Source organism: Williamwhitmania sp., assembly GCA_035529935.1.
In the GTDB taxonomy this organism is placed as follows: Bacteria; Bacteroidota; Bacteroidia; order Bacteroidales; family Williamwhitmaniaceae; genus Williamwhitmania.
The window spans coordinates 1-11,623 of record DATKVT010000044.1; the positions used below are offsets into that span (position 1 = coordinate 1).

Sequence of the window (11,623 nt, forward strand, 5' to 3'; positions counted from 1 at the left end):
GCAACACCACCTGAAATTGGCACGGTATAAAGGTCTCCAGCATAGGTAAAAGCTATCTCGTTGCCTCCCACAGAAGGAAAGCGCAGCAACCTGCCCTGTTCCTGGCCGTAAGCACTTACGAACAGGCAAAAAGCAGCTGCAACAGCAATAAGTTTTTTCATTGAGTTCGGTTTTGTGTTAGTAACTGATTGATTCAAGATTTTATTTTGACTTCGCCAACTTAGGGTCGTTTAATAGGAAAATGTATAAAATAAATAGTGAACAAATAAAGGCAAATTAGAAAATTAATAGATCATCATCAAATTGAATAGTTGCTAATAATGATGCTGCGGAATGCAATTGAAGCACCATGCCAAGGACAAAAAAAGAAAATCACCATTGAATGCATGGCACTGGATGAAGAGGTACAGCTCATAGTTAGCGATAACGGCGATGGTATTCCACCTGACATTTTGGAGCAAATGTTTACCCCCTTTTTCACCACCAAGCCACAAGGCAGTGGGGTTGGGTTGAGCCTTGCACGCCAAATTGCAAAGCTGCATAAGGGAACTATTTCTGCTGAGAGCAGGAATGGAAATACCAGAATGGTTGTGACGTTGAAGAATGATCAGCAGCAAAAAGGTTAAGTGGTTAAGTCAGTCAAGCAATTTTTCTACTTTTGCCTTCCTAAACTTAACAAAATAGATGAAGCAACAAAAGGCCAGCAAAAGCTTATGGTTATTGCTAACAAAGGTTGGACTCGACTGGTTTATTCTAGCCTTGATGGGCATGATTCTACTGGCCTATCTTTTACCATCACCCGGTGTTCAAAAGGGACTATTCTCTCTAAAAGAGCTAGCAAACTACGGCATTTCGCTCATATTTTTCTTCTACGGATTACGGCTCAGTCCTCAACGATTACGTGAAGGATTGAGCAACTGGCACCTGCACCTCACTGTGCAGCTGGCTACCTTTGTTCTATTCCCCCTTTTAATTCTTGGCATTATACACATGCTTCACGTTGAAAGCACAAACCTTATTTGGCTAGGCGTTTTCTTTGTAGCTGCGCTACCATCTACCGTATCATCCTCCGTAGTAATGGTTTCAATTGCCGGAGGCAATATACCCGGAGCCATCTTCAACGCCAGCATATCTGCATTAATTGGTGTTTTTATTACCCCAATTTGGATGGGCATTTTCATTGCTTCAGGTAGCGGTCATATCGACCTAACGGTAATCATCCTGAAATTAATGCTTCAGGTACTATTTCCTGTGGTTCTAGGTTTACTGCTGCATTCCAAACTTGGTGCCTTGGCCGAAAAGCATCGAAAGCAGCTACGCTACTTCGACCAAACTACCATTTTGCTGATTGTGTATACCGCCTTCTGTCAATCATTCGCTGAACACATGTTTGCAAACCACACCATCAGCGATATTCTGCTTCTTGGCCTTGGTATGGTGAGTATATTCTTTCTTATGTTTGGTTTAATTACCCTAATTGGAAAGATACTTCACTTTAGTAGGGAAGACAATATTACAGCCGTATTTTGCGGTTCGAAAAAATCGCTAGTGCACGGATCTGTAATGAGCAAGGTTCTCTTTCCAAACAGTGCTGCAGCAGGGATTATTCTGCTCCCGCTGATGATTTACCATGCACTCCAACTTATCGCTGCCAGCGTAATTGCCCAGCGGATGGCGCGAAAAGGAGGCTCGACCATCAAATAAGGCTAGCCGCAGTATATATCAGAGAAAAAATTAAAGTTGCCAGGCGTTTCAATTCAAGGCAGGTTAAGATAAAATTGTCTCAAAACTAAAAAACAAAAACCTAAGCCAAGTATTTTATCTGTCAAATCATTTATAACTTGGTCCAGAACAAAACCCACTACCTATGCGAAAAATTGTAATACTAACTACCATTGTGATTGGTTTTGCCGGCTGCACTCCTAAGAGTCAAACGGCAAAAAATCAACCGAAGAATATCGACACCATTGCAACAATAAATCGCGGTAATGTAGATTTCAAAACCTACTTCACCGATAAAACCATGCGGCTCGATTACTACCATACGGGCAACGCAAAGCGGGAGCATTTTGCCATTGATCAGGTTGTGAACGATGGTTTATGGTCTGGAAGCCAAACACAGCTCATCGACAAATTTGAGCTGGGCTCCTACTTCTTTGAGGTGGTTGATAAGGCCTCAAATATATTGCTATACTCCCGTGGATTTGCCAGCATATTTGGCGAGTGGCAAAGTACACCCGAGGCCGACTCGCTGTGGGGAACATTCTCAGAATCGCTCCGATTCCCATGGCCATTAAAGTCAGTAATAATAAAACTCAAAAAACGGGATAGCAAGAATAAATTTGAAACCGTATGGATTACCACCATCGATCCGGCTTCGCGACAGGTAAATCCAGCTGAAATAAAACATACCGAAAAGGTGGATATCATTGCCAGTAATGGGCCAGCAAGCACCAAACTCGATATTGTAATTCTGGGTGATGGCTACACTGAAGCTGAAATGGGAAAATTCAGAAGCGACGCAAAGCGTCTTTCAGCAGCACTTTTAGGTGTTGAACCATACAAGAGCAGAATTAAGGACATTAATATTCGTGCAGTGGAAACACCCGCAGAAGAGTCGGGTGTAACCAAACCGCACCATGGAATTTTTAGGCGAAGCCCACTTTCGACACACTATAGCAGCTTCGACTCCGAGCGATACCTCCTAAGCTACGACAACAAAACCATTCGAAATGTTGCCTCTGCAGTTCCTTACGATTTCACGGTTATTCTGGTTAACGAAAGAACCTATGGAGGTGGTGGTATTTACAATCTTTACACCACTGTAGCCGCCGATAATCGCTTTTCGAACTACATAATGATTCACGAACTTGGACACCACCTAGCCGGCCTCGCCGATGAGTACTACTCCTCCGCAGTTGCCTACGAAGCGCCCAACATTACGGTGGAACCATGGGAACCAAATATTACCGCCCTTTTGGATAAGAATAATCTCAAATGGAAAGACCTTGTAACAGAGGGCACGCCCATCCCTACCCCTTGGAACAAGGAGGCTTTTGACAAGTATGAATATCAGGTTCAAAAAACGCGTGATAGCCTGCGTGCCGCTCACGTGGACGAAAGCGTTATGGAAAATCTATTCCTTAACCAAAAAGCGATGGAAACAGAGCTATTCAGCAAGGAGAAGTACAAGGATGCCGTTGGAGCATTCGAAGGCGCAGGCTATTCGGCTAAAGGGCTTTACCGACCCCAAGTGGACTGCATAATGTATACTCGCCACGAGAAATTTTGTAAGGTATGCCAACGCAGTATTAGCAATGTTATTGATGAGTATAGCCGATAGCTATATGAGGAGAGGCTGCTCAATAAGATGAACAGCCTCTCCCTTTATTATGACGGATTTGATACTTTTTCTAAATAATATTAAGAAGCTGCTTTTCAACCCAAGTTCGGTAGCAATTGGCCTTATACACAAACCACCTTTGACGAAAATCAACTGAACTGCTAACCACTCGTTTAAAAGCTCTAAATGGCCTCTGTCCTTGAAGAGCATCGATTAGCTGCTGCTTAACTACTGCATCATCCTCTTCGGTCGCAAATTTATTCATAACCTCCCGCATCTTTGCAGATGGCATTCTCTCAACTTCCAAGTATTTCTCAGGGGATTCTCTTACAGGTCTGAGGAGATCCTCCATCTCTTGATCCTCATCAAAAAACATATCCTCCAACACCGGCACGGTAATTATATCGCCCGTATTCTTGTTGATGTAACAGCGCATACCCATTTCAAGATCTGAAGCAATGGTGAGCAGCTGCTTTTGAGATAGCTTAATCATGGTGGTTGAATTTAAACAAAACTACAAAAACGAAATCGTTTGCGGAAGTATTACCTCGATTATTTTATCCTAAAAATACGACACAAAATAAAGATGGTGGCCTGAAATTTCTTTACTTTGAATCAACTTGTTAACCGTTACGATGCATAAACTCCTCAGAAAGATATTTTTTCCCCTCCTTTTAGTTCTGACAATTCTTGCCCTGTTGGTGCATTATCACCAAAAGGAAATGAATCGTTTCCCATCGTTTATTCACGCTTGGACGCAAGCCGACTACTACTCCGTGGCACTAGGATTTACCGAGAATGGATACGACTTTTTTCATCCTCAAACCTACATACTAAACAAGCAGTTCCCCGACAATTACGGAACCCCCTATCCAAACCGGTTAACAAGTATCGACTTCCCCATTCATCAATACATCCCAGCACTGCTGATGGGACTAACTGGAACAGAATATCCATTTTGGATGCGAATTTACGACCTTGTTTATAGCTTGATCGGTCTGCTGTTTCTATTCCTATTAGCGAGAAAGATATCCAGCAACAGCATTGCTCCATATGCCACAGTACTTTTTGTAAGTCTCTCTCCCGTTTTCATTTACTACCAAGCAACTTTTATTCCAACCATACCGTCACTGGCGAACGCAATCATTGGCTACTACTTCTTCTTTTGTCACCTGCAAAGCAAAAAGATGAAGGAATTTTGGCTAGCAATTCTGTTTCTCACCCTAGCCGCGTTAGCCCGCACTCCTTTTGCCATTTTTCTTATTGCAACTCTTTGCCATCAACTACTTCTGGCTACGAAGGAGAAAAAATTTTCATGGAATAAAATCATAACTTATGGAGCATCATTTATGGCTATTGTTGGCTACTTCTTATACAATCAGCACCTTCGTCACGCCAACGGTTCCATTTTTCTTGGAAGCCCAGCTCCTCCCGATTCACTTCAAAATTTTAAAGACACCTTTTGGGCCGCCTACTATCATTGGAAATTCCACTACTACACCCACATCCACTACATTGCACTTTATGCAGCAGCCATAGCCTTTACGGTTGCCCTGATCATAAAAAAGATAGCGCTAACACCAAGCCAAAAGGCACTTGCCATCCAAACGGCCATTGCAGGTTTTGGAGCAATTCTTTACGCATTTCTAATGACCAAGCAGTATAGAGATCACGATTACTACTGGCTCGACTCCCTCTTTCTACCAGTAGCGCTTCTATTCTTATTACTGATTAGTGTCTATTCCATAAAAACCAAAAGAGGAATTGTTGTTGGGATAATCTTGCTGCTTTCATTTACCGTTCTCGCCCAACGTGAAGCACACAAAAGGCTAAAAGAGAGGCGAGAGCCAGGAAGAGATACCATTGAGCTAACCGTTGAAAACTACGCCAACTCAGATAAACTGCTAGACTCGTTGAAAATTGGCAAAAACCAGAAAATCCTAGCACTTGGTTCATACTCCACCAACATTCCTTTGGCCAGAATGCATCGACAAGGCTACTCCATGCTATACCTCAGCCACGATTGGATTCAAAAAGCATTAACATGGCCGTATAACTACATTTCTATCCAAAATTGTCTGTTCATAAATGACGTGGTGAGCAACTACCCTGAAATTCTCTCGATGGTTGAGCGAGTTGGTGGAAACGAAAACATCACTATCCTACGACGAAGCAGCGATCATTCTCCTCATTCCATCGATGAGCTGCTTGGGTTTAACAACCGTAAGCCCAGACTTTCTGAAAGTATCAATTTCGAAAGGTACTATAGCGTGCTCTGGCAAAATACCCGCTCAAAAGTCGACTCCTTAAACCCTGAAAACAGGGTTGGTTTTGTTGACAAGGACAACGAATGGGGGTTGGCCTTAACTCTAAACGATTCTACTCTAAAAAGGATTAATAAAGCCCAACCAGTATTCAAAGCACGCATTTTCTCCAATGAAAAGGAGGGCAAACTTCTGTTAATTGCTTCGCTACACTCCAAAAAAGAACGAATAAGCGAACAGCAATACGAAATAGATCTAACACCAGAGAATGCAGGTAAATGGCATAATGTGGAGCTCGTGCTACCTACGCTTTATCCGTCACCATCAGAACATAATGAATATACCATATACCTGTGGGATGTCGAAAAAAGGAAAATTCTTTACGACAATGTCACCATCGATTTTTATTAACAACAATGCGGTTCATCCATTAGAATAAAGGGGAAACCACTACAAATCTTACCATTTCAGCGAAAAAAACGCTTCATCCACTTAAGTTTCCCCACAGTGTAAGGTGCATAGCGAAGCGATGGATCAACCGTGGTGGAGGTTCTTAAAACGCTTTTTTGGTGCGACATCACCTCAAAACTTTGTCTTCCATGGTAGCTGCCCATTCCGCTATTTCCAACACCGCCAAAGGGCAAACGTGAATTGACTAGGTGCACCAATGCATTGTTAATGGCTCCACCTCCAAATTCAACCCGATCTAAAAAGTATTGCTCAACCTTTCGGCTTTTAGTAAAAAGATAGAAGGCCAGCGGGTAGCGATTTCGTCGAATAATTGGCACCACCTCCTCCATCGATTCATAGGTGATTATTGGAAGAATTGGGCCAAATATCTCCTCCTTCATAACGCTACTTTCCAGCGATACCTTATCGAGCAAAGTTGGCTCAATAACCCTATTGTTCGCATCATAACGTCCACCATGCAAAATCGTTCCATCCTGAATGTAGCCAATAAGTGTATTGAATCGACGGTCGTTCACAATGTGGGTAAAGTCTTCGCTCACCAGGGGGTCGCTGCCAAGAAGCTCCGTAATGGTTTTGGAAAGCAGGGCCACCAACTCATCCTTCACGCTACTGTGTACCAAAAGATAATCGGGCGAAACGCAGGTCTGTCCAGCATTGAAGAACTTGGCCCAAACCAACCGCTTTGCAGAAACTTTGAGATTTGCATCAGCGTGAACAATAGCAGGGCTTTTCCCTCCCAACTCGAGCGTTACAGGAGTAAGGTGCTTAGCAGCCATAGCCATAATTTGCTTGCCAACCGAAGGACTCCCGGTGAAAAATATATGGTTAAAAGCAAACTGCTCTATAAGCTTTGGGCCTACCATTGCGCCAGGTCCCTGCACCACCGAAATGTAATTTTCAGCAAACGCCGAACTAATAATTTTTTCAACAATTGCAGATGTATGTCGCGTATTGTCAGAAGGTTTTATTATTGCGCAGTTACCGGCAGCAATGGCTCCAATCAATGGCGCAAGCAGCAACTGAAAAGGGTAATTCCAAGGGCCAATTATTAGCACTACGCCCAGTGGTTCGGAATATATGCGCGAGTTGCTGGGATGGAGCACTAGCGGTGTTGATACGCGCACCGGCTTCATCCAACTATGCAGGTGTTTAATTGTAAAGTTCAACTCCTCGTACAGAATACCCACCTCGCTAGAGTATGCCTCCATGGTTGGCTTGTGCATATCGGCATATAGGGCATCTAAAACCTCCTGTTCATGTGCCTGAATGGCACGCTTTAAGGTCTTTAGCTGTTTTATTCTGAAGGAGTATTCGCGGGTATTACCGGCATCAAAAAATTCCCGCTTTAGTCGAAATGCCATCTCAAGTTTCTGCTCATCCATAATCTCTTGTCCATTAATGTGGTTACTTGGAGCGATAACCTTTTTCAACCACCATTCTCACAATCCCCCTAAACCAGCAAAGTGGTAGTAGCCACCTGAGAACAAGCAGTGCTGGGGCCTGTGGTCCAGCAGCGTACCGTAGGCGGTAGTTGCTACTGGTAGCGGCCTGATATATCTTTTTGGCAACTACGTGCGGACCGGGAGCATCTTGTCCCACCTTTTGTGCGTTAGCGAGCGTTACCTGCGCATAGCTATCGTATTCGGTGAGCCCATCCTTCTTAAACAAATCTTGGGAACGATCATAAAAGTCAGTCTTAATGGCACCCGGCTCTATGTTTTTAATTCGGATGTTGAATGGCCTAAGCTCATACTGCAGCGCCTCTGCAAAACCCTCCACAGCCCACTTGGTGGCATGGTAAACGCTATAAATTGGAAATGTGATGAGCCCACCAACAGAAGTTACGTTTACAATAGTTCCTCTTCGATGCTCTCGAAAGTATGGAAGCACCTCCCTAATAACGTTCATCACCCCAAAAACATTGGTATCGAACTGGCGCTGAATTTGTTCTGGTGAAGCGGCTTCAAAAACACCCACACCACCATAACCAGCATTATTCACCACCACATCGAGTGCGCCAAAGGTATTGATTGTCTCGTCTATAGCCTGACGGATGGTCTCCGGCTTGGTCACATCGAGTCGAAACAACTTTATGCCCTCAACCAATCCCAAATCAACTTCATTTTCTGGAGTACGCATGGTAGCAGCAACATTCCAACCCTTGGCTGCAAAATAGAGGGCAGTACCTCTTCCTATTCCGGATGAGGCTCCTGTAATCAAAATTGTTTTTTTCATTCTAGTTACTTTTTCCATTGAATATTCATTTGCATAGCAAGTTCATCACTGAATGGCAACCCCATCCCATGAGAATTGAATGGCCTGTTCCAGCAATTCTGGAGATATGGAACTTTCCCCACTCTGTTGCAGCTGAACCGTTACCGCAACGTTGCCATAAATCAACTCGGCCATTAAAGTAACGTCCATTGGTTTGAGCAACCCCTGCTGCATACCGGCGGTAAAAAAATCGTAAATAGGTTGATAGTGGGTCTTACCAGTCTCCTTGATTTCAGAGGCAATGAGTGGTGAATGAGCCAGCTGAGCCGAAAAACCAAAGGCCAGCGGATTCTCAATATAGTATTGATATAACGCCTGCCAAATCTTCCAAAATTGCTCTTTAAATGGCAAATCCACCAATAGATGCAGGTTCAGTACTTGGCCAAACTCACGCTTCACTTCAAGGTAGAGCTCGTTGACGAGCTGCTCCTTACTGGAAAAGTAGTGGTAGATTGTCCCAGCGGCGACGCCAGCCTCCTTGGCCACCTGAGCCATGGGGGTGGCGTGTATCCCCTGCTCGGTAATTAGCCGGAGCATCACCTGAAGTATTGCTTGTCGCTTATCCATGCTTAGATTGAATGTTCATTCGATAAATAACAACTCAGATATAAGAATGTTTTGCGGCTCATAAAATATGTATGAAATACTGCAAGAAGGAATCCAAATTTGAAAGGAATGCTGCAGTAGTAAATACAAAACTCCCATCAGCAGAGCCAACGGGAGTTAGATTAATTTCAGTATAGAATTATTAATTCTGCTGCTGATTTGAACTAACTGATAATGAGCCCACAACCTCAGAGTGAATACATGCTGCCTCCAGAGTAAAGAAGAAGCTGGTACCTTCGTGCAATACGCTGGTTGCCCATACTTTACCACTATTGAGTTCCACGAATTCCTTACAAAGGATAAGACCTAATCCAGTGCCAGCCTCGTTGGAAGTTCCCGGAGTGGTGAATATCTCGCTTCCAAATAGCCGACTCAAACTATCGGATGACATTCCCACTCCGGTATCCTTAACCTCAACCACAGCTTCGTTTGCAGCCATTGTAGCTGAAATGCTAATGCTGTCACCTGCTATGCAAAACTTCACTGCATTTGACATCAGGTTACGTATTACAAGTGCAACCATATCATAATCAGCAAATACATAACAGTTTGCGGCAACGTTATTCTTCATAATTATGCCCTTTGTCCGAGCCTGTTCCTTGAGTAAGTTAACTTTATCTTCAACTAATTCCTGCAGGTTTACTTGCACTTTAGTTACCTTAACTCGTTGCATTTGGTATCGTGCCCAATTCAGCAAGTTTTCGAGTAATGAGGATGTATGGCTCACATTTTCACTTAATGCCTGAATGGCAACCTTAAAGTCATCATCGGAGATGTATCCTGAATTGGCAACGTTTAGCAGAGTTACAAGCGAACTTAGCGGGCTGCGAAGGTCATGGGCAATGATTGAAAAGAGCTTCGTTTTTTGATCGTTAATAACCTTAAGCTCCTCCGCTTGCGTCTGTATCTCTATATTCTGACGAACAATCTCATCATTGCGAAGCCTTAGCAATATATTTGCACGCCTTTTAGAACGATAACCATAATATATGAGTGAAGCAAATAGTAGTGATACAATAATTATAAGTATGTAGACCCACCTCATAAGGTTCTGCTTTGCAATTATGGCCTCCTTGAGCATGCGATCCTTGTTGAGCAACTCAATTTGTAGCTGCATTTCACGGGATACTTGTTGGGCCTTTTCCAGACTCTTCTGGTTCTCTGCCAACTCCTTTTCCGTTAATTGTTTAGCGGCAACAACCTCCTGAACCTTTTGATGCGCCTGCTCCACCCTTTGATTGGCATTCAATTCATTTGCTGCCATTTGCTGCTGTTGAATTTTTTTGGTTACGGCAGTATACAGTTCAAAGTAATCGGCAGTTTTCTTCCTATCCCCCATCTTTTCGGCAATTCTACTCGAAAGGGAGTAGCATGACTGCAGAAGTGGCAAGCTGGTGAGCTGAGTTGCAATACTGGTAGCCTCATCTGCATTTTGTTTTGCATCGGCATACTTTCCCTGCTCAAACAGTACGTTGGATATGCTAACCAGCATGGTTGCTAAATCGGATTTCCGCCCAGCTTTCCGGGCAAGGTCAATACCATCATTAAAATATGCGGAAGCTTCAGAAAATTCACCTTGCTCATAGGCGAGCATGCCCAGCTGATTTTCGAGAATAAGAATTCCGTTGGTATTCCCCAAGATACGGCTATATTTCAATGCACTTTGTAGCAGATCGGTTGCCTGCTTTGTCATACCATACATCAGGTATCCTTGGGCAGCCTGATTGTAAAGCATCACTGCCTGGTTATAGTCTCCACTCCCCTGCCTTTCATTGGCCTGAGAAACCATTAATTGAAGTTCCTTTGCCTTCTCCGCCGAAATAGTTCCCTTCTGTGCAGAGGCCACCCCACTCAAGGTTGCCAACATCATTATGGATACAATAACCTTACGCCACATGTCTTACCTTATTAAGCTTCGTCATAATCCTTAAAGTGCCAACTTTCTCTCGGGTGAATGCAAATTGTAAATCCAACATCTTCATTGCAATCATTTGTATTCCATCCAAAATTAAAAAACTAAGAAGCAAACCAAGCCAGTGATAAAAAAATGACCACTATGACTACCAATTTATGATGCTTCGTAGCGAAATCGATTGCTACTACACAATCATACGGTAGCTGCACCTCACCGTTTTGTAAGTTTTACCTGCGGGCCTAAAGAGAGGATTAAACGACGGTTCTTTTTGACTAAGCAATGGTAATTATTCGGGAAAAGAACAATTGGATTGTTGAGCAATCGGGGGATTGGTGCAGTTTTGGTCGAAATAGCTGATGAGATGAAAAAATGGCTATGGATTATGGGTGTAGGACAACATGAAGAAGCCAAACAAGAACAGAGGGAAGCAATTTGGTGAAACCTAGTCAGTAAAAAAAATGAGTAACCTATCTCCCAATCACCACTTTTGGTCCGAGGTGGCGCGGCTGAGCATTGAACCATATGTCGATTATAACCTTTACGCGTGCGAAGTACTCCCGCACTCTGGTCCTAAATCCATCATAGGCATCCACATCTTTGGCATTGAAGGCAATGGCAGCAATTCCTTTGTTGCGGGCAATATACAGGGCACGCTGATTATGGAACCGCTGGGAAATGATTGTAATGCTATCGATACCAAAGACTTCCTTGCTCCGAACCACCGAATCGAAAGTTCGGATACCGGCATAG

General features: G+C 43.5%; 10 protein-coding genes. 4 read left to right on the forward strand and 6 right to left on the reverse strand.

Features of this window, described 5'->3' with window-relative positions:
• Positions 1-320: 320 nt before the first annotated feature.
• The 3 genes from VMW01_03105 (at position 321) to VMW01_03115 (ending at position 3,343) form a co-directional block, all read left to right on the forward strand.
• On the forward strand, positions 321-626 hold the full coding sequence (locus VMW01_03105; protein HUW05228.1) for an ATP-binding protein: 306 nt from the start codon (positions 321-323) through the stop codon (positions 624-626).
• A 58-nt stretch (positions 627-684) separates the two neighbouring features.
• Positions 685-1,704, forward strand: a complete 1,020-nt coding sequence (locus VMW01_03110) for a bile acid:sodium symporter family protein (GenBank protein ID HUW05229.1) — start codon at positions 685-687, stop codon at positions 1,702-1,704.
• Between the two features lie 163 nt (positions 1,705-1,867).
• Positions 1,868-3,343 carry an IgA Peptidase M64 gene (locus VMW01_03115; GenBank protein ID HUW05230.1) on the forward strand — a complete coding sequence of 492 codons (1,476 nt, stop codon included), beginning with the start codon at positions 1,868-1,870 and terminating at the stop codon, positions 3,341-3,343.
• 70 nt (positions 3,344-3,413) lie between these two features.
• Here VMW01_03115 and VMW01_03120 read toward each other — a convergent pair whose 3' ends face one another.
• Positions 3,414-3,836 carry a UPF0158 family protein gene (locus VMW01_03120; protein ID HUW05231.1) on the reverse strand — a complete coding sequence of 141 codons (423 nt, stop codon included), beginning with the start codon at positions 3,834-3,836 and terminating at the stop codon, positions 3,414-3,416.
• A gap of 229 nt (positions 3,837-4,065) precedes the next feature.
• Here VMW01_03120 and VMW01_03125 point away from each other — a divergent pair, with 229 nt between their 5' ends.
• Positions 4,066-6,018 carry a glycosyltransferase family 39 protein gene (locus VMW01_03125; GenBank protein ID HUW05232.1) on the forward strand — a complete coding sequence of 651 codons (1,953 nt, stop codon included), beginning with the start codon at positions 4,066-4,068 and terminating at the stop codon, positions 6,016-6,018.
• A gap of 56 nt (positions 6,019-6,074) precedes the next feature.
• Here the strand turns inward: VMW01_03125 and VMW01_03130 are convergent, their stop codons facing one another.
• The 5 genes from VMW01_03130 to VMW01_03150 form a co-directional block, all read right to left on the reverse strand.
• Positions 6,075-7,460: an aldehyde dehydrogenase gene (locus VMW01_03130; protein HUW05233.1), complete on the reverse strand. Its 1,386-nt coding sequence runs from the start codon at positions 7,458-7,460 to the stop codon at positions 6,075-6,077.
• A gap of 22 nt (positions 7,461-7,482) precedes the next feature.
• Positions 7,483-8,313, reverse strand: a complete 831-nt coding sequence (locus tag VMW01_03135; GenBank protein HUW05234.1) for an SDR family oxidoreductase — start codon at positions 8,311-8,313, stop codon at positions 7,483-7,485.
• A 45-nt stretch (positions 8,314-8,358) separates the two neighbouring features.
• Complete coding sequence (locus VMW01_03140; GenBank protein ID HUW05235.1) at positions 8,359-8,919, reverse strand: TetR/AcrR family transcriptional regulator; 561 nt, start codon at positions 8,917-8,919, stop codon at positions 8,359-8,361.
• A 181-nt stretch (positions 8,920-9,100) separates the two neighbouring features.
• Positions 9,101-10,855, reverse strand: a complete 1,755-nt coding sequence (locus VMW01_03145) for a tetratricopeptide repeat-containing sensor histidine kinase (protein HUW05236.1) — start codon at positions 10,853-10,855, stop codon at positions 9,101-9,103.
• A 485-nt stretch (positions 10,856-11,340) separates the two neighbouring features.
• Positions 11,341-11,623 (reverse strand): ElyC/SanA/YdcF family protein (locus VMW01_03150; GenBank protein HUW05237.1); only part of this gene is annotated, 283 nt, incomplete at its 5' end.